This window comes from Sulfitobacter sp., assembly GCF_039977885.1.
In the GTDB taxonomy this organism is placed as follows: Bacteria; Pseudomonadota; Alphaproteobacteria; order Rhodobacterales; family Rhodobacteraceae; genus Sulfitobacter.
Genome location: NZ_JBDWCI010000008.1, coordinates 50284 through 70359 on the forward strand (window position 1 = coordinate 50284; position 20076 = coordinate 70359).

At 59.3% G+C, this 20076-nt stretch carries 16 protein-coding genes; 5 read left to right on the plus strand and 11 right to left on the minus strand.

Annotation, left to right across the window (positions count from 1 at the left end):
- Positions 1-338: 338 nt before the first annotated feature.
- Entirely contained in the window at positions 339-1715 is a 1377-nt protein-coding gene (locus ABJM03_RS04875) for a M20/M25/M40 family metallo-hydrolase (RefSeq protein ID WP_348416051.1), read from the plus strand.
- A 227-nt stretch (positions 1716-1942) separates the two neighbouring features.
- Positions 1943-3112, plus strand: a complete 1170-nt coding sequence (locus ABJM03_RS04880) for an aminotransferase class I/II-fold pyridoxal phosphate-dependent enzyme (protein WP_348416053.1) — start codon at positions 1943-1945, stop codon at positions 3110-3112.
- Between the two features lie 60 nt (positions 3113-3172).
- On the opposite strand, the gene ABJM03_RS04885 is transcribed toward ABJM03_RS04880, so the two are convergent.
- From ABJM03_RS04885 to ABJM03_RS04895, 3 genes are all read right to left on the minus strand, one after another.
- Entirely contained in the window at positions 3173-4297 is a 1125-nt protein-coding gene (locus ABJM03_RS04885; RefSeq protein ID WP_348416054.1) for an aminotransferase class V-fold PLP-dependent enzyme, read from the minus strand.
- 80 nt (positions 4298-4377) lie between these two features.
- Positions 4378-4833, minus strand: coding sequence for an Lrp/AsnC family transcriptional regulator (locus tag ABJM03_RS04890; protein WP_348416056.1), 456 nt, complete (start codon positions 4831-4833; stop codon positions 4378-4380).
- Positions 4830-5285 carry an Lrp/AsnC family transcriptional regulator gene (locus ABJM03_RS04895; RefSeq protein WP_348416058.1) on the minus strand — a complete coding sequence of 152 codons (456 nt, stop codon included), beginning with the start codon at positions 5283-5285 and terminating at the stop codon, positions 4830-4832. Before ABJM03_RS04895 ends, ABJM03_RS04890 begins: the two co-directional genes overlap by 4 nt.
- A gap of 130 nt (positions 5286-5415) precedes the next feature.
- On the opposite strand from ABJM03_RS04895, the gene ilvC reads away from it, so the two are divergent.
- Positions 5416-6438 carry a ketol-acid reductoisomerase gene (gene ilvC, locus ABJM03_RS04900; RefSeq protein ID WP_348416060.1) on the plus strand — a complete coding sequence of 341 codons (1023 nt, stop codon included), beginning with the start codon at positions 5416-5418 and terminating at the stop codon, positions 6436-6438.
- Between the two features lie 320 nt (positions 6439-6758).
- A complete protein-coding gene (locus ABJM03_RS04905; RefSeq protein WP_348416606.1) occupies positions 6759-7679 on the plus strand; it encodes a DMT family transporter in 921 nt (306 codons plus the stop codon).
- Here ABJM03_RS04905 and glmM read toward each other — a convergent pair.
- The 8 genes from glmM to ABJM03_RS04945 form a co-directional block, all read right to left on the minus strand.
- Positions 7669-9018: a phosphoglucosamine mutase gene (glmM, locus tag ABJM03_RS04910; protein ID WP_348297481.1), complete on the minus strand. Its 1350-nt coding sequence runs from the start codon at positions 9016-9018 to the stop codon at positions 7669-7671. The genes ABJM03_RS04905 and glmM overlap by 11 nt on opposite strands.
- A gap of 4 nt (positions 9019-9022) precedes the next feature.
- Positions 9023-10015 (minus strand): dihydropteroate synthase, encoded by a 993-nt coding sequence (folP, locus tag ABJM03_RS04915; protein WP_348297482.1) that lies wholly within the window; start codon positions 10013-10015, stop codon positions 9023-9025.
- Positions 10008-10943 carry a dihydroneopterin aldolase gene (locus ABJM03_RS04920; RefSeq protein WP_348297483.1) on the minus strand — a complete coding sequence of 312 codons (936 nt, stop codon included), beginning with the start codon at positions 10941-10943 and terminating at the stop codon, positions 10008-10010. Before ABJM03_RS04920 ends, folP begins: the two co-directional genes overlap by 8 nt.
- Before the next feature lie 92 nt (positions 10944-11035).
- Positions 11036-11713, minus strand: coding sequence for a cell wall hydrolase (locus tag ABJM03_RS04925; protein WP_348297484.1), 678 nt, complete (start codon positions 11711-11713; stop codon positions 11036-11038).
- Between the two features lie 129 nt (positions 11714-11842).
- Positions 11843-14401, minus strand: a complete 2559-nt coding sequence (locus ABJM03_RS04930; RefSeq protein WP_348416608.1) for a putative PEP-binding protein — start codon at positions 14399-14401, stop codon at positions 11843-11845.
- A 64-nt stretch (positions 14402-14465) separates the two neighbouring features.
- The gene (gene glyS / locus ABJM03_RS04935; protein ID WP_348297486.1) at positions 14466-16529 is read right to left on the minus strand and encodes a glycine--tRNA ligase subunit beta; all 2064 of its coding nucleotides are present in this window, start codon (positions 16527-16529) and stop codon (positions 14466-14468) included.
- Positions 16530-16559: 30 nt separating this feature from the next.
- Entirely contained in the window at positions 16560-17096 is a 537-nt protein-coding gene (locus ABJM03_RS04940; protein WP_348297487.1) for a DUF6446 family protein, read from the minus strand.
- Positions 17097-17123: 27 nt separating this feature from the next.
- Positions 17124-18053: a glycine--tRNA ligase subunit alpha gene (locus ABJM03_RS04945; RefSeq protein WP_348297549.1), complete on the minus strand. Its 930-nt coding sequence runs from the start codon at positions 18051-18053 to the stop codon at positions 17124-17126.
- A gap of 190 nt (positions 18054-18243) precedes the next feature.
- On the opposite strand from ABJM03_RS04945, the gene ABJM03_RS04950 reads away from it, so the two are divergent.
- Entirely contained in the window at positions 18244-20040 is a 1797-nt protein-coding gene (locus ABJM03_RS04950) for a trypsin-like peptidase domain-containing protein (protein WP_348297488.1), read from the plus strand.
- Positions 20041-20076 lie beyond the last annotated feature (36 nt).

Below are 20076 nucleotides of genomic sequence, written 5' to 3' on the forward strand. Positions count from 1 at the left end.
GCGCATCTCCGTAATTCTTGCTGCATCGTGCGCGTGCGCCCGTGTTGCTGTCCGCAGAGATATAGAACGATTCCAAATCGTTCAATACGCAATGCCGTACACAGTGTCGCACTCTACCGCCTCGACACGCGCATAGAGGCAATTCAGTTTCCCATAATGGACTTAACCGCCCCCTGTTCTACGGCCGCCACAACAAGCCATGCGACCAAATACCATGCCCGAACCGGCAAACGCCGGCGGAAGATAGCGGGCGATCCTTCCCCTGCCAGGAACCGCTCTGGACATCGGCTTGGCCGCTGATAGGGTCGCGACAAATCCACAATCCCCGGAGCCCTCCCATGTCCCTTGATGCCGTCCTATCCCAGATCGACGAAGACCTGCCCGCCGCGACCGAGCGGTTGCTGGACTTGCTGCGCATTCAGTCGATCTCGACCGACCCTGCCTATAAAGAGGCCTGCGATACCGCGGCCGACTGGTTGGTGGCAGATCTGCAAAGCCTTGGTGTAGATGCAAAAAAACGCCCCACCCCCGGTCACCCAATGGTAGTAGGACATGCCGGACCCGAGAATGGCAAACCCCATTTGCTGTTCTACGGCCACTATGATGTGCAGCCTGTTGATCCGCTCAACCTGTGGGACCGCGACCCGTTTGACCCCGCCATTGAAGAGACCGACGCAGGCACAGTGATCCGCGGCCGCGGCGCTGCTGATGACAAAGGGCAGCTCATGACCTTTATGGAGGCACTGCGCGCATGGAAGACCGTCGAGGGAGATTGGCCCTGCCGCATCACCTTTTTCTTTGAGGGTGAAGAAGAATCCGGCTCGCCTTCGCTGGTGCCTTTTATGAAGGAAAATGCCGAAGAATTGCGTGCAGATTTCGCGATGATCTGTGACACCGGCATGTTCCAAAGCCGGACCCCCGCGATCACAACTATGTTACGCGGCCTGCTGGGCGAAGAATTAACCATCACCGCCCCCAGCAAAGACCTGCATTCCGGCATGTTCGGGGGAATCGCCATGAACCCCATCCGCGTGCTGTCCCGCATCATCGCATCACTGCATGATGATCAGGGGCGCATCACCATTCCGGGCTTTTATGACGGCGTGCCCGAACTCTCGGACGAGCTCGAGGCGCAGTGGCAGGGCCTTGCCTTTGACCACGCCGGTTTTCTAGGTGACGTGGGCCTGAGCCATCCCGCAGGCGAGCAAGACCGCACCCCGCTCGAAATGATCTGGGCGCGCCCCACCTGCGAGGTCAACGGCATCGGCGGTGGTTATCAGGGCGACGGGTTCAAAACCGTGCTGCCCTCACAGGCCAGTGCAAAAATCTCATTCCGGCTTGTGGGCGATCAGGACCCGCTCGCCATCCGTAAAAGCTTTCGCGCCATGGTCGAGGGGATGCTACCGCCCGATTGCACCATCGAATGGACAGACCACGGCGCAGGCTCGGCGTCGGGCACTGCTACCGATGATCCGGTGTTCGGACAGGCGCTCAAGGCACTTAGCGACGAATGGCAGGTCCCGGCCGCCTATATCGGCTGCGGCGGCTCGATCCCGATTGCGGGGCATTTCCAACGGATTCTGGGCACGCCACCCGTCTTGATCGGCTTCGGAAAAGACGACGACCAGATACACTCCCCCAACGAAAAATACGACATGGAAAGCTTTCACAAAGGCATCCGTTCTTGGGCGCGGATATTGGATGCGATCACCTAGGGTGACCACCGCAAAACGGGATGGGCGGTGCCGCAAACGCCCATCCCGCATTGACGGGGCATAGCGAGCCTCATCGCGCCTGTTGCAACTGCAAAACGAACGCCGGATTTGGCCGAATTGCGGTTTTCCTCGGGCTCCCTTGCCTGTACCAGTTCCCTGTCGAGTACCAACCGGGCCTACTGTTGATCGTCTTCGACCTTGCGGCCCATTTTTGAGGAAATGGCGATATGCCTAATCTACCAAATTTGACTGCTGCAGAGGCCATTCCGGACGCCGCCATGGGCGAGGTCGAGCGGATTCTCAAAACAGGCGATCTGTTTCGCTACGGCTCGGATCAATCGCCCGTTGCCTTGCTAGAGGCCGAGTTCGCCAAGGCATTGGGCAGCAAATACGCGCTGGCGGTTTCATCCTGTTCGGCCGCGTTGTTTTTGTCGCTCAAAGCATTGGGCCTACCCCGCGATGCCAAAGTCCTGATACCCGCCTTCACCTTCGCCGCGGTTCCCTCATCGGTCATACATGCCGAATGTGTCCCCGTGCTGTGCGAGTGTAATGAAAACTACCGGATCGACCTTGAAGACTTTGCCCACAAGCTGCCAGAGGTGAGCGCGGTCATTGTCAGCCATATGCGCGGCCATACCTCGGACATGGATGCCATCATGGCGTTGTGCGATGCGGCAGCTGTTCCCGTGATCGAGGATGCAGCACATAGCCTTGGCACGGCGTGGGACGGGAAAAACATCGGAACAATCGGCAAAGTCGGCTGCTTCAGTTTCCAGTCGTATAAATTGCTCAATGCCGGTGAAGGCGGCATCATGATCACCGATGATGAAAACCTCATTGCGCAGGCCGTCATCATGTCAGGCGCTTACGAGCACAACTGGAAAAAACACCCCGTCCTTCATGACGCTTTTGCTCAATGGCAAAACAGGCTGCCACTCTACAATCTACGCCTGAACACGCTTTCTGCGGCGTTGATCCGGCCGCAGCTGGATGCATTACCTAACCGGGTGGCAAAAGGACGGCGCAACCATGATCACGTCGCCGCGCATCTTGATAGCTGTAGCTGGATATCGGTCCCCGCCGCTCTCCCGCCTGAACAGCGCGCTCCGGATTCAATTCAATTCAATCTGGTAGGGATGACCGACTCACAAGTTGACGCCTTCACGGCGCAGGCTGCCGCCTCGGGGCTGAAGGCCGAGGTCTTTGGCCGCTCTCAAGACAATGCGCGCGCGTTCTGGAACTGGGATTTTATCGAACATAACCCCGACCAACCCAAGACCCGCAAAATGCTATCGCGGGCATGTGACGTGCGCCTCCCCGCGCGTCTGAGCCTTGAGGAATGTGACGCGGTGGCACAGACAATTCTGACCGCGATCGACGCGACAATGGCCGCGTAATCGCAAGTAAAGCTGCGGATGCGCCAAAGACATGGCGCATCCGAATGGCCCACGCTGTACTTACAGCACTTTATCAACCACGGCGCGCAAACGACCCAATGTACCGTCGACATCGTAAAGCTTGTCCAGACCGAACAGCCCCAGACGGAAAGTGCTAAAGCTCTCCGGCTCTCCGACTTGCAGCGGCACACCGGCGGCGATTTGCATACCGTGGGCGGCAAACGCCTTGCCGGATTTCACATCGGGATCATCGGTATAGCAAACCACCACACCGGGTGCGCCATAACCGTCGGCGGCGACAGAGATCACGCCTTTCGCGGCCATCATGGCGCGCACGCCGTCGCCCAGCTTCCACTGCGCTTCCTTGAGACGCTCAAACCCGTATTCCTTGGTCTCGATCATGGTATCACGAAACACGCGCAGCGCATCTGTGGGCATGGTTGCGTGATAGGCGTGACCGCCGCCCAGATAGGCCTGCATGATCGCGTGCCATATGCCCAGATCAAGCGCGAAACTGTCTGATTGCGTTTCCGCCAGACGGGCAAGCCCGCGTTTTGACAGCATGACAAGGCCCGCACAGGGTTGCGCGCTCCACCCTTTTTGCGGGGCCGAGATCAACACATCAACGCCCAGCGCCTCCATATCCACCCACGCACAGCCCGAGGCGATGCAATCCAGCACCATCAACGCGCCGGCGTCATGCGCCGCAGCGGCCATTGCCTTGATATAGTCATCCGGCAGGATCACCCCTGCCGAGGTTTCCACATGCGGGGCAAAGACGACCTGCCGCTTTTGGGTTTTGATCGCCTCCACCACATCCTCGATCGGTGCAGGGGCATAAGGTGCTGGCGTCCCATTGCCCTGCGCACGCGCTTTCATCACCGTGGTATTTGCCGTCAAACCGCCTGTCTCGATGATCTGGCTCCAGCGGTAGGAAAACCAGCCATTGCGAACGACCAACACCTCGTTTCCGCGCGCAAATTGACGGGCCACGGCCTCCATCCCGTAAGAACCACCGCCAGGGATCACCACCGCAGACTCGGCACCGTAGACCTCGCAGAGCATCGCGTGAATATCACGCATCACCGTTTGGAACGCCTCACTCATCGAATTGAGCGAGCGATCCGTAAAGACGACCGAAAATTCGTCAAACCCTTGCGGGTCTACTGTATCAAGCAATGCCATGGTCCGCTCCTTTGTAAATCAACTGCTTCCGTGATAGGAATTTTCAGACCGCTTGGCAAAATCTATATGCCCTTTGCGCCCTATAGCGGGCCCGCCAACCGTTCCTCGCTCAATAGGACGTTGGCCTCCACATCCCCTGCCCCGGGTAATGTCATGATACGGCGCCGTAAAACCCGTTCGAAATCGGACAGATCACGCGCAACCACACGCAGGCGGTAATCATACAGGCCCAGAACATGCTCTACTGTTTGCACCTCGGGGATGGCGCTGACGGCGCGCTCGAAATCCTCAAGACTCACGCGGCCCCGCAAAGCGAGCTTGACCCCCAGAAACACCGTCACACCAAAACCCAGCTTTTCCGCATCCAGCCGCAACATGCGGTCGTGAATAATGCCCGCCTCCTCCAAGCGCCGGATGCGCCGCCATGTGGCAGGCTGGCTCAGCCCCAGAATCCTCCCCAGCGCACCCGCGCTTTGCCCCGCATCCATCGACAACGCCCGCAACAGGCGGGTGTCTATGTCATCCAGCGGGGTCATAATGGCAGGCCTTCGCTGGTTTTGATCCGCGCCACATGCATCAGTGCTTCAATCTCGGAGATATGCGGCAAAATCAGAATGCGGCTGCGATAGATCTGTTGATAATGCGCCATGTCGCGGGCGATGATCGACAGGCGCACGTCCACACGGCCCAGAAATGTCTGGATTTCGATTACCTCGGGCACCTTGCGGGCCTGCGCCATGAAGCTGTCAAAGGCATTGCCTTGGGTTTTATCAAGTGTAATGCGCAGCGACACCTCAACCGCATAGCCCAGCGCAGCCCAGTCGATGACCACGCCCACCCCTTGCACCACGCCCAAATCCTGCATCCGCGCAATGCGCCGCGTGGTGCGCCCCGTGGTCAGTCCTGCGCGCTGCGCCAGTTCGGCATGGGTCAATGTTGGTTCTTCCTGCCAATAGCGCAGAATGCGCCGATCTTCATCATCAAGCATGATATTTCCAAAACGGTAAAGTTCGGCGAATAGTTTTGGCAGAGATTAGTGCATTTTACGCTATCGCGCAATGGCGTCTGCCCCTGACCCGCGATAGAAGCTACCCAAACCAACCCGAAAGGACTTAGACATGCGCGTTTATTATGACCGTGACTGCGACGTTAACCTGATCAAGGACGCCAAAGTGGCGATCCTCGGCTATGGCTCGCAAGGCCACGCCCACGCCCTCAACCTGCGCGACTCCGGCGCGAAGAACCTCGTTGTGGCTCTGCGTGAGGGTTCCCCCTCCATCGCGAAAGCCGAAGGCGAAGGCCTGAAAGTTATGGGCATTGCAGAAGCGGCAGCGTGGGCTGACGTAATCATGTTCACAATGCCCGACGAACTGCAGGCAGAGACATACAAGAAATACGTCCACGACAACATCCGTGAAGGCGCAGCCATCGCATTCGCCCACGGCCTGAACGTACACTTTGGCCTGATCGAGCCTAAGCCCGGCGTTGACGTGATCATGATGGCGCCAAAAGGCCCAGGTCACACCGTGCGCGGCGAATACACCAAAGGCGGCGGCGTGCCTTGCCTTGTTGCCGTTGACCAGAACGCCTCCGGCAAAGCGCTGGAAATCGGCCTGTCCTATTGCTCCGCCATCGGTGGCGGCCGCTCGGGCATCATTGAAACCAACTTCCGCGAAGAATGTGAAACCGACCTGTTCGGCGAGCAGGCTGTTCTGTGTGGTGGCTTGGTTGAGCTGATCCGCTGTGGCTTTGAAACACTGGTCGAAGCCGGCTACGCACCAGAAATGGCCTATTTCGAGTGCTTGCACGAAGTGAAGCTGATCGTTGACCTGATCTATGAAGGTGGTATCGCCAACATGGATTACTCGATCTCCAACACAGCTGAATACGGCCAGTATGTCACCGGCCCACGCATCCTGAACTACGACGAAACAAAAGCCCGCATGAAAGACGTTCTGTCCGACATCCAGCAGGGTAAATTCGTGCGTGACTTCATGCTTGAAAACGCCGTTGGCCAGCCAACAATTAAAGCGGCACGTCGTGCAAACGACGAGCACATGATCGAAGAAACAGGCGCAAAACTGCGCGGCATGATGCCTTGGATTTCTGCCGGCAAGATGGTCGACAAATCCAAAAACTAAGCTGTTTCACCAGTAATCAGAAAGGCCCGCAGCACAGCGCTGCGGGCCTTTTTTTTATTTTCGCCGTATCATCCGGCATGTTTTAATCCGCCTGTCGCTTGGACCGATTGCAGGCCATAGCGGTGCGGGCGTTGGGGCGGCCCCGTAAAGCGCAGCCAGCCAAGGCGGCACATGCCAGCGCGGATGTCACGAAAATCCAGTTCATCGTCAGCTTCCTTTCGGGCAAATTATATCTCCCTGTCTACACAACGCGCACGGCCTGCTTCGGGTTCCTGCGCGCAGCCCTTGTGTTACCCCCCGTTTTGCCCCAATCAGGCGCAATGGACAGCACACCGAAAATCACCCCTTGGAGCTGGCTTATGATCGCCATGCTCGGCCTCACTTGGGGCGGTACATTCCTGGTGATCGAGCTGGCCCTGTCAGGCGGCATGCCCCCTTTCTGGCTGGCCGCATCGCGGATCACATTTGCAGCGCTGTTGATGTGCATCGTCTGGGGCGTGCTGGGATTTCCGCTATTTGCCGAACCCGTTTCAGGTAAAAACTGGTGCAACCTTCTGATCATCAGCGCCCTCAGCTCGGCCGTGCCTTTCACCTTGCTTGCATGGGGGCAGCAATATGTCTCATCGGGCTTTGCCGGAGTGTCGATGGCTGCTGTGGCGTTGATTGTGTTGCCTTTGGCCCATTTTGCCCTGCCAGGTGAGCGGATGACGCCGCGCAAGGTAGCAGGTTTTCTTGTCGGCTTTGTCGGTGTGGTGATCCTGATCGGCGCACAGGCCTTCCAAAGCAGCGGTGCCGCGCTCGAGACACCGGGCCGTCTGGCCTGTGTGGGGGCGGCGGCCTGCTATGCAGTTGGCTCGATCATGTTGCGGCGGTTGCCAAAAGCCCACCCTATCGGATTAACCACCCTGCCCCTATTGATAGGTGCGGGCATCATTCTGCCCACCGCATGGCTGGTCGAAGGGCCACCCACCCTGCCAAGCAGTCAGACACTTGCGGTCGTTGCCTTTCTGGGCCTTGTACCCACAGCAGCCGCGAATTGTTTGCGTGTGGTGGTCGTGCGCAGCGCGGGGCCGGTGTTCATGACATTGGTCAATTATCAGGTTCCGGTTTGGTCCGTCCTGCTTGGCAGCCTGTTTCTCGGCGAAGCGCTGCCAAGCGCCCTTTTATTGGCCATGTCGTTGATCCTGAGCGGTGTCGCGCTGAGCCAATATGGCGCGCTAAAACGGCTGTTCAGTCGCTGACTGCCGCCTCCACCGCTGCCACAACCGAGTTTACCGCGCGGTCCATCAACCCTGCATCTTCATGCTCGGCCATCACACGCACCAAAGGTTCGGTTCCCGACTTGCGGATCAGCAACCTGCCCCCTTGGGCCAAATCGCTTTGCGCTTGGGAAATGGCCGCTTTTACATGGCTGTCTTCGAGTGGCAGCTGCCCTGCGGCGAAACGCACATTCTTCAATACCTGCGGCACCGGTTCGAACTGATGCATTAATTCGGACGCGGGGCGGTCAGCGCTGATCATTTCCGCCAGAAACTGCATCCCCGCCATTAACCCGTCACCTGTTGTGGCATAGTCGGTCATAACGATGTGACCTGATTGCTCACCACCGAGGTTGAAACCACCTTCACGCATCCGTTCGACCACATAGCGGTCTCCAACGCCCGTACGCTCAAGCCGGACGCCGCGATCTTCTAGAAAATGCTCCAACCCGAGGTTGCTCATCACGGTCGCGACCAAAGCATCGCCCTTCAGACGGTTTTCGGCCTTCCAGCGCGCGGCCATCAGCGCCATGAATTGGTCGCCATCCCCCACACGCCCCTGTTCATCCAGCAAAATCACGCGGTCGGCATCACCGTCCAGACAGATACCCACATCCGCCCCATGCGCCACCACGGTTTCAGCCGCTGTCGCGGGATGGGTCGAGCCGCAATTGTCGTTAATGTTATGGCCATTGGGCGAAACGCCCACGGGAATAACCGTGGCACCCAGCTCCCACAGGGCCATAGGGGCCACATGGTGAGCCGCGCCATTGGCGCAGTCGATCACGACCTTCAAACCATCAAGCCGCATCCGCCGCGGAAAGCTCGATTTGACCCGCTCGATATACCGGAAACGGCTGTCATCAATCCGTTTGGCACGGCCGATCTCTGGCGCGGTGGCCGGCTCGACGCCCGCCGCCACCAAGGCCTCGATCTCGGCTTCGACGGCATCGGATAATTTGAACCCGTCAGGGCCGAAAAACTTGATGCCGTTGTCTTGCGCAGGATTGTGGCTGGCTGAAATCATCACGCCCAGATCAGCGCGCATAGACCGCGTCAACAGCCCGACCGCAGGTGTCGGCACCGGTCCCAACAACAGCACATTCATGCCGGTCGACGTCAGCCCCGCCGTGAGCGCGTTCTCGAACATATAGCCCGACAGGCGGGTGTCCTTGCCGATGACCACGCGGTGCGCTGCAGAGGGGTCATCACGGCGGAAATACTGGCCGACTGCCGCGCCGATGCGCAGCGCCATTTCTGCTGTCATGGGGTGAATATTGGCTGTGCCGCGCACGCCATCTGTACCGAATAGTTTTGTCATTCCATTATCCTGTCATACCCGCGCGCCAAAGTGCAATGGCCTGTGCGGTTTGTGCAACATCATGTACGCGCACAATCTGTATTCCCTGCCCCAACGCCCCCAGCGCCACAGCAATAGAGCCCGGCGCGCGGTCGCGGGCATCGGGCGCATTGCCGATGGTGCCGATAAAGCGTTTGCGCGACGCACCCAGAAGCACCGGCACACCGAGGCTGTGAAACAGACTTAACCGGGCCAGCAAGGCAAGGTTATGGGCCTGCGTTTTTCCAAACCCGATACCGGGGTCTGCAATGATGCGGTCACGAAGGATGCCCCGCGCCTCCAATGATAGGATTTGCCGCTCGAGAAAGTCATACACATCCAGCAATACATCATCATAGGCCGGATTGTCCTGCATGGTTGCGGGGTCCATTGGCCCGTGCATAACGCACACAGGCAATCCCGCCGCCACTGCCACACCCGCAAGCGCGGGATCATAGGTAAAGCCTGATACGTCATTGATCAGGCTCGCCCCCGCCCCAAGCGCGGCCTGCGCAACAGACGCTTTACGGGTGTCGACCGAAATAACACCGGAAAACCCCTGTGCGCGCAGCCCTTCGATAACCGGCTTCACGCGGCCAATCTCATCTTCGGGGGCGACGGTCTGTGCGCCCGGGCGGGTAGATTCTCCGCCAATATCAAGGATGTCGGCACCGGCACGGGCCATGGCCAGCCCCCCGGCGATGGCATCATCTGCCGCCGCATGTAGCCCACCGTCAGAAAAACTGTCGGGTGTGGTGTTCACGATGCCCATGATCTGCGGTGTCACAATCGGGCGGGGACTCGCCAGCGTCGCCAGAACCTTCTGTGGCACGGCGTCCAGCCCAACCACCCGCGCCGCCTGACCACGCTGCAAAACCTCGACCTGAGTGAACCAGCACCAGCCGCCTGCAAGGCGCAGCGCCCCATCAGGGCGGGCAGCATCCACGCTTGGGATTGCGCGATAATAGATCTTAGCCATCGGGCAAAATCTCGGTATCTAATGGGATCACACGCAGCGGGACCGGAGCGCCCTCGGGTTGATCCGCCCCGATGACAAGCATCTCATGCGCCTCAAAGGTTGCGGCAAACCATGCGGCCAACGCCACCGCATCGCGGGGCTGTGCAGAGGGCGTATCAACACTATCGAGTGTGATCTTGGACGGAGCCCAGACGCAAGTTTGACCATTTTTCATCGCCCAATCCAGTTCGGTCCGTGTCTCTACCACGACACAGCGCGGATCACGGGCGGCCAGCACCCATGCGTTCTGCTCGATGGCCAGTAGATCAATACGCCGCTGCGCCATCTTATCCGGCACCTGCGGTGCGGCCACATCAGACGCGCCGACGCAGATGACCAACGGACGCCCACGCGCGACCAATTGATCCAGCCAGCCCTCCAAATACGGCGAGGCGATTGCCTCATTACCCAGAAACACCAATTCGGGCTGCAACGCGGCATCTGCCACAACTTCGACCACAGGGACCGTCACATCACGTGCGCGCACGATCTCAACCCCCAATGCGCCAGGGCCACGATCGAGCTTTTCTATGCGGACAAATACCCGCATCGCCTGCGGCTCAAGGAGAATAAGTTCGGCGACCCGCTCGGCCAATGTTTCAAGAAGAGCCAGACGTTCGACCGCCAGTGCGGCGGTTATCGCTTCGGTGACGCGATCATAAGACAGGATGCGGTCCACATCATCATCAATCGGCCCGCTGAGCGGTTGGACCTCGACGACGATGTTAAAACAAATACGCTGGGTGACGCCCCGTTCGGCCTGAAAGGCACCGATTTCAACCTCGACCGTGTGATCGCGCACCGAAATCCGGTCCAATACATCGCTGGTGGCCGTTGCGGCGGCGCGCTCGGACGGATGTGCGAAGGCTAGGCGCGTTTCAGTGGTCATAGGTGCTCCGGGGCAAGCTGGTATAGGCCGCGTTTATACCGCCCTGCTCTGCCCGTCGAGGGCCACCAGCGCCGCCATGGTGCCTGTTTGCGTCAGTAGCTGGCCGTACGCACGCCGCGCCGGTAAAATACATGCACACCAAAACGCGCGGTATTGGTGAACTTACGCGCCCAGCTGGGGCGTACTGCCGTGGTGTGATAGAAGGTCGCCCCATGGGTCACGTCCGGCGATTTGCCGTCAATCGTGGCCCGCGCAACCTTTGCCACCCGTTCATAGGCGGCTTTTTCGTTGATAACCTCGGGATTACCGTCGCAGGTATAGGTAAACTGGCACTGGTATTTCTTGCCGGTACCCTGATGGATCACACCGCAATATGTATTCGGGAAGCGCGAAGATTTCACGCGGTTCCGGATCACTTCGGCAACGGCAAACTGGCCTTTGACCGTTTCACCGCGCGCCTCAAAGTAAAGCGCTTCGGCCAGGCAGCTGAACTCGGCAGAGCCGCTCGCCTTTGGCTGGCTCGCAATCCATGACGCGGTAAAAATTTCATTGCCCAATTGGGCCCCGCCCGCGCTCGCCTTGTATAGGGCTGGCGGAGATGCGAGTTCTTTGATCCGGTCAGCTGAAGCGGAGGCAAGGCCGCGTGTCTCGATTTTGGCAAGTGCTTTTGCAGCAGGATTAGCAAAAGCGCCCAGTGGCAATGCGGCAACCAGCGCTGCTGCCAGCCCCAGTTTTGCCGCCTTTGCGGTGTTGTCCAAAATCATCTGCATTCCCGTCTCCGGCGTCGTTTCAATGCAGAAGCGCCTAGACTGCTGGTCAAAAGCCAACAACCCTTACAGGGATTTTTGGGCAGGCTACCGCCTAAACCGACGCGATTCTCGTTATAGCCTTATGAAATATCAAGATATTTTATCTGCAATCGCAAGTTGAGCAGATGCCAATATTGCAACCGGAACACGAAATGGAGAGCAGGAAACATAGTCAAAACCCGCCGCACGGCAGAATCCAATCGATTCGGGGTTGCCGCCATGCTCGCCGCAAACCGACAAAGTGATGCCCGGTTGGCTCAGGCGTCCGCGCTCGGCACCCAGCTTCAACAGCTCGCCCACCCCATCGTGATCAAGGGTATGAAACGGGTCTTCGTCAAAGACGCCTTGGCGCACATAGTCAGACATAAACCGGCCCGCGTCATCGCGCGACAAGCCGTATGCCATCTGCGTCAGGTCGTTTGTACCAAAGCTCAAGAAAGAGCAATAGGGTGCGATTTCACCTGCGCGCAAGGCTGCGCGCGGAGTTTCGACCATGACGCCAAGCCGGTATTCAACCGGCGCACCACGCTCAAGCCTGACCGCAGCGGCCACGGCTTCAATCGCGGCTTGAACCAGCTCAACCTCGCGGCGCGCAGACACCAGCGGGATCATGATTTCGGGCACAACGGTGATGCCTTCCGCCGCCGCATCCACGGTTGCTTCGAAAATTGCACGGGCCTGCATTTCGTAAATTTCAGGGACCGTGATGCCAAGGCGCACACCGCGCAGGCCCAGCATCGGGTTATATTCGCGCATCGCTTCAATCCGCCGTGTCACATCAGAGCGCGGCAGGTCCAGCGCCTCTGCTAATTCCCGCTGGCCGCTGGCGTCCATGGGCAGAAATTCGTGCAAGGGCGGATCAAACAGGCGGATACAGACCGGTTGATCCTTCATAATGCGGAAAAGCTGTGTGAAATCCTCGCGCTGCATGGGCAGCAACCGCTCCAGCACCGCGCGCCGGCCGTCCGATGTGTCGGCAAAGATCATTTCGCGCATGACCGTCAGGCGGCCCTGATCAAAGAACATATGTTCCGTTCGGCACAAGCCGATGCCTTCGGCGTTAAAATTGCGCGCGGTCCGTGCATCGGCGGGCGTATCCGCATTGGCGCGCACTTTGATATCGGCGCAATCAGTCGCCCATTGCATCAATGTGCGGAAATAATCATCCAGCGCGGCCTCTTGCATCTTGGCCGCCCCCGCAAGGATCTGCCCCGTTGAGCCATCCACCGTCAGCTCGTCCCCCTCACGGAACACGCGGCCATCCGCAGCGGTGATCGTTTTGTCCCGCTGACTAAAGATAATGTTCGAGGCCCCCACAACACAAGGCAGGCCGATCCCGCGGCCGATCACCGCCGCATGGCTGGTGATACCGCCGCGCTCGGTCAGCACAGCATTAGCGGCATGCATGCCGCGCACGTCTTCCGAAGATGTTTCACGGCGCACCAGAATACAGGCTTCGCCACGCGCGGCACTTGCCTGGGCTTCGGCGGAATCGAATACCAGGCGCCCCGTGGCAGCCCCCGGACTGGCGGCAATGCCGAACCCGATCACATCCCGCCGCGCCGTCGCATCAATTTGGCGGTGCAGCAACTCGGTCAGCAGACCGGGCTGCACCCGCATCAGCGCCTCCTCGCGGCTGATCACCCCGTCTTGGGCCAACGTCACCGCAATACGCACCGCCGCCCGAGAGGACCGCGACACACGCATCCCGTCGAGGATATGCACCGCACCATCCTCAATCGCGAATTCCATCACCATCTCGGCCCGCAGCCGCCTGCGCATCAGGGTCGCATGGTCCTTTAACGTCTCAAACGCCTCTGGCAGCACATCCTCGAGCGCGGGTCCGCGCGGGTCGGATGTAAGGAACATCGACCCCGAACCGCCTTCGAGCGCATCGCGCCCCTGACTTTGGCTTAGGTAGCGGCCCGTGACCTGCGGCGCGCCAGTGTCGCTGTTGACCAGCTGCAACACACCTGATCCGCAGTGACCGGCCCCAAGGCCGAACACCATCTGCTGCACCACAAGGCCCAGGCCCGCATCCGCTGGCGCGCCTTTGGCCTGCCGCAACAACCGCGCCGAGGTGCCGTTCCACGCCCGCGCCATGGACAGCAAAACCGCGCGCAGCTGGGTGCGGCGCGATTGCGGGAATTTCTCTTCGGTCTCTTGTTCATAGGCGGCGATTGTTTCGTCCAGCGCGACCTTTCCTTCACCCTCAACCTCGTCGAACATATCGGGGTCCAACCGGACCACGTTGATCGCATAGGATTGGATAAAGCGGGTGTAGATCGCCGCGGCGGCCTCTTCACCCATGGTATTGCTGAACATCTCGAACCGTGCGTCATTCATCCCGATGTTCAGGACGGCCCCCGGCCCGCCCCAATCGGGGTCCTGGCTGGACGGGCGCACACACAGCAGCGCATCGGTCGGGAATTGATCAACAATATGATCCACGTCGGGCAGATCGCCGCTGGCGATGGCCTCAACCGTCGAGAAAGACAGCGCCACAGTGCGCGGCACGGGCAGCTCAAGCCGGACCAGGCGCTGCAAACATTTCGCCCGCCCGCCATGTGTCGCCGTGGCGATGGGGGCGGTTTGCGTGACAAGCGTGGTATCGGGATTGTTCTGCACTGCGGCGTCCTTTGGGTTCATCCGCAGCATAAAGTTAACGCCGCCCAGAGCAAGCCAAAGCTTACACTGAGCAGCGTTACGTCAATTAGCCGTCGATGCGGGTCAAATCCGCCACCGAAGCGCATAGGCTGCGGATACGGCTGAGAAGGTTCAGGCGGTTGCGGCGCACGGTCGCATTTTCGGTGTTGATCTGCACGGCCTCGAAAAAGGCATCAAGCGCGGGGCGCAGGCCAGCCATTGCCGACATAGCGGTGGTGAAATCCTGCGTTTCCATGGCGGGCGTGATTGTGGCTTCGGCGGCATCCAAAGCAGCAAACAGCGCTTTTTCCTCTTCCGTCTCGGCGTATTTCACATCCGCACCGTAGGAGTATTCCACCCCGTCCGCTTCCTCAGCTTGGCTGAGAATGTTGTTGGCGCGTTTGAAGGCTTGAAGAAGGTTTTCGCCATCGTCGGTCTTCAGCGTATCGCTAAGCGCGCGGGCGCGCTTGACGAGTAACGTGAGATCGTCATTGCCCTCCATGGCGATGCAGGCGTCGATGATGTCATGGCGGATGCCTTGATCCTTGAGATAGACTTTGAGGCGGTCGTGGAGGAAGGAGAGGAGGTTCTCTGCTTCAGCCGAATGTGGCGATGCGGCAATCGTCGCGTTCAACGGTATCGTCAAACCGTTATCGAGAACTGTCCGAATAACACCCAACGCAGCCCTGCGCAGCGCGAACGGGTCTTTGCTGCCGGTAGGCTTTTCATCAATCGCCCAGAAGCCTGTGAGTTTGTCGATCTTTTCTGCCAGTGCCACGGCGATGGACACCGGCGCGGTTGGCACGTCGTCGGAGGGGCCGAGCGGCGCGTAATGCTCCTCGGAGGCTGCCGCGACCTCCTCGCTCATGCCAGCAGCGGCGGCATAGTAGCGGCCCATCAGGCCTTGCAATTCGGGGAATTCATAGACCATTTCAGAGCTGAGATCGGCCTTGGCGATTTTAGCTGCAGCTTCGGCAGCGTCTGCATCGGCACCAACCATCGGGGCCAGTTCACGGGCCAACACGGCCATACGCTCGATCAGCTCGGCCTGTGTGCCCAGCTTGTTGTGGAAGGTCACGTTCTTGAGGTTCTCGACCCAAGTGGCCATGCCTGCGTCAGACTTCGCCACGCGCAGATCATTGTCCCAGAAGAATTTCGCATCCGCCAGCCGCGCGCTGAGCACTTTTTCATTGCCGGCCAAAATCGTAGCGCCATTATCGGCAGTGGTGCGGTTGGCAACGGTGACAAAGCGCTCGATCCGCCCTGTCTTGGGGTTGCGCACGGAAAAGAACTTTTGGTGTTCTTTCATCGAGGTTTGCAGCACCTCTGGGGGCAGATCGAGGAAGTCATCGCCGATGCGGCCCATCAGAACCACGGGCCATTCAACAAGGCCTGCAACCTCGGCCAACAGGCCCGCGTCCTCAACCACTTCCAACCCATTGGCAAAGGCCATGTTGGTCGCATCATTCCAGATCGTATCCTGCCGCTCGGCCGCGTCTAGCACGACGAAGGCGCGTTTCAGCTTGGAGGTGTAATCGTCAAATCCGGTGACGGTGAAAGCATCTGGCGCAAGGAAGCGGTGACCGCGCGTGCTGTTGCCAGAGACAATCCCGTCCACTTCAAAGGGCACTACTTCAGCGCCGTCTTCACGGCTAAGGATGCACAGGATCGAATGCAACGGGCGCACCCATTTCAACGTGCCGCTGCCCCAGCGCATGGATTTGGGCCATGGGAAGGTGCGGATCGTCTGCTCAAGCACTTCGGCGATGATGTCGGCGGCGGGACGACCTTCTTTGGTGATCTTGGCAAACAGGATTTTGCCCTTGGGCGTGTCGCGCTCTTCCAGATCATCGCGGGTCAGACCGGCACCACGCAAGAAACCCTCAATGGCTTTTTCGGGCGCGTCCGCTTTGGGGCCTTTGCGCTCTTCCACTGTACGGGGGCTGGCGTCCAGCACCCCCTCAACCGTCAGACACAAGCGGCGCGGCGTCGCAAAAGCCGCGGCAGAAGCATAGGTCAGCCCCGCCTCAACCATGCCATTGGTCACAAGTTTCTTGAGGTCTTCGCCTGCGCGCTTTTGCATACGGGCGGGGATTTCTTCGGAGAACAGTTCAATCAGCAGATCAGCCACTGGGATACCTCGTCTTTGCCGCTTGCGGCGTTATTCTGTTGGTGCTTGCGCGGTTGGTACAGGGGGGCATTCCTCACCGACAACCGTACCGTCATATGCTTTCTCGCCACAATCGTTCAGCTCGTGCCAGACATAGCCGTGCCCGTCATTGGTGATGGCCACAATCCGGTCCACGCCGTAGTGCACGTTTTTCTCGCTCAGAAAGGTCAGCGCCGTGCCGGCCTCAAGCTCGCCTGCGATTGCTTCGGCGTCAAAACAATCGAACCAGCCCGGCGCATTGCGCGGGGTCATGTTTTCGACCATCTCGAAAGTCTCGGTCAACAACCCCAGACTATAGGGCGTAGTGAAACACGCCCGGTAGCGGATGGGCGAGCTGTCGGCGTCGATCGCTTTGAAGTTCTCGATCGGGATCATTTCGCGCTGCGCATCGCCCAGTTTCACCAGCTCGACACCGCCCGCAGGTGCATCGACCTCTTGATAGAAGCCATAGATTTGCAGGTAATAGAGTGCGGCACCCGCCACCAATGCTGAGATCACGATGAATCCCCCTAAAATTTTACCGGTCATCTACTGCTCTTTCCACAAAGCGCGCGTTCACACGGCATCATCACGCCAGCCACCCGCGCGCGTCTGCACAAAAGCGTCCGCGCACATTTTGGTCAGCGCCCGCACGCGACCGATATAGGCCTGACGTTCGGTCACGGAAATCACGCCACGCGCATCCAGCAAGTTGAACATGTGGCTGGCTTTGATCGCCTGATCATAAGCGGGATGGGCCATCACAATGCGTTTGCCGGTTTTCGGGTCCACGTGCTCTTGTTCGATAATGGCTTTGCACTCGGCCTCGGCCTCTTCAAAGTGACGCAGCAACACCTCGGTGTTGGCCACGTCAAAGTTCCAGCGCGCGTATTCTTCTTCCGTCTGTTTGAAAACATCACCGTAGGTCAGCGGGATCGGCGCGTCAGGGTCGTTGAACGGCATGTCCATCACATGATCCGCCCCAAGGATATACATCGCCAGACGCTCAAGCCCGTAGGTCAGCTCCCCCGAGACAGGGTGGCAGTCATGGCCGCCCACCTGTTGGAAATAGGTGAACTGGCTGACTTCCATGCCGTCGCACCAGACTTCCCAGCCAAGGCCCCATGCGCCCAATGTCGGGCTTTCCCAGTCATCCTCGACAAAGCGGATGTCATGCAGCGCCATATCCACGCCAATCGCCTCGAGCGAGCCGAGATACAGCTCTTGCAGGTTGGGCGGGCTGGGTTTGATCAGGGTCTGGTATTGGTAATAGTGCTGCAACCGGTTGGGGTTCTCGCCGTAGCGCCCGTCGGTCGGGCGGCGCGAGGGTTGCACATAGGCAGCCGCCCAAGGCTGATCGCCAAGGCTGCGCAGGGTGGTTGCGGGGTGGAATGTACCTGCGCCAACCTCCATATCGTAGGGCTGTAGAATTGCGCAGCCCTGCCGTGCCCAATAGGCCTGCAGGCGCAGTATGATTTCCTGAAACGAGCGGGGTGTACCGGCCATGATCGCGTCCTTTGCCATTTGACGCTCTTACTAGGGTGCGGCGCGGCTCGGGTCAATCACAGGGCAGCGGTGCTACAACTTGGCCGCCCCCGTCGTAAATTCTATGTCAGCCAATGGAATGCGATATGGAAATCACCCTCAAATACTGTTTATGTGCGGCAAATTAATCATTTTGAAAGCCATTCCGATAATGTTGCGATTTATCCTGATCTGCCTGAGCGTCCTGAGCTTTAGCTTCACGGGTCCCGTTCATGCCCAGTCGAATAACGATGACGATGTGGTTTGGGTGCAGGTGCAGGCCGTGCAATCCCTGTCGCAGGCCACCGACCGTGCGCGGGCCTATACAACGTTACTTCAGGATGTGAACGGATTCGCTGTGGGTGGCGGCTGGTATGCGATTGTCGTCGGCCCCTACCGCCGCGCCGATGCAGAGCTGGTGCTGCGTCAGTACCGCCGCGACGGGCTGATTCCCAGCGACAGCTTTATCCAGCTTTCCAGCCGCCTGCGTCAGCAATTCTGGCCTGTGGGCGCGAATGTGCTGGGCACGGGTGCCCTAGATGCCCCTACGGGCAGCCAGCCAGAACAACCCGCCCCTACCCCGCAGGCGGAGACCGAACCACAAATCACCGAGATCACCCCTGCCCCTCAGGTCGAACCGGAACCTGCAGATGAAACACCCGCACAGGCACAACGCACCGAACGCGCCCTGAGCCGTGACGAGAAAAAGCAGCTTCAGGTTATGCTGCAATGGGCTGGCTTTTATAACGCAGCCATCGACGGCTCATTCGGGCGTGGCACACGCAACTCTATGGCCGCATGGCAAGAAGCCAATAATTTTGAGAAAACCGGCATCCTGACCACCTTGCAACGCGCCGCGCTGAAACGCCAGTATAACGCCGTGCTCGAAGATCTGGGCTTGCAAACGGTCCGCGATGCACAAGCAGGGATCGAAGTCACGATGCCCACAGCTGTTGTTGCCTTTGACCGCTACGAGCCACCCTTTGCGCAATACTCTCCCACGGGAGACGTCGACGCACGCGTGCTTTTGATCAGCCAAGCCGGCGATCAGGACACTTTGTTTGGTCTCTACGAGATCATGCAAACGCTCGAAATTGTCCCAACGGACGGCCCGCGTGAACGTGGCGACTCAAGCTTTACCCTCGTCGGCGAAGATGGCCGGATGATCAGCCATACCGAAGTCGCATTGGAAAATGGCGAAATCAAAGGTTTCACCCTGATCTGGCCCGCCGGCGACGAAGAACGCCGCCGTCGGTTGCTGGCCGAGATGCGCAGCAGCTTTACCCGCACACCTGGTGTTCTCAGCGCCTCGGCAGGGGCGGCATCGCAGCAATCCATCGACATGATCTCGGGGTTGCAGATCCGTAAACCCAAGGTTACCGCATCGGGCTTTTTCGTAGACAGCAATGGCACAGTCGCGACAACCTCTGCTGCCTTGCAAAGCTGTTCACGGATCACATTGGACGGAGACACCGACGCGCAGATCATAGCTGACGACAGCACCCGCGGCGTTGCGTTCCTCAAACCGGATGCCGCGCTTGCCCCCTTGGCCGTAGCAGGATTTGCCAGCGCCCCCACCCGTTTGCAAAGCGAGGTCGCCTTGGCAGGCTATTCTTTTGGCGGTGTCTTGAACGCCCCTTCCATGAGCTTCGGCACGCTGGCCGATGTTCAAGGGCTTCAGGGCGAGGAAAACATCAGCCGCCTTGCACTGCGCGCCCGCCCCGGTGATGCGGGTGGTCCCGTACTTGACCGGACCGGAGCAGTCATCGGGATGCTAACCGGCGCACCAGAAGGCGGACCTGTGCTGCCTGATGACGTCAGCTTTGCTGTGGATGCGGCCACGGTGGTATCTGCGGCGCAGGACGCAGGGCTCACCGTGCCGAGCGCCAGCGCGACCTCTGGCCTGACGCCCTATCAATTGTCGGAAAAAGCCAGCGGCATGACCGTGCTGGTCAGCTGCTGGGAATAACGCCAGATTATTCGGAACACTCAAAGAGCGCAGCCT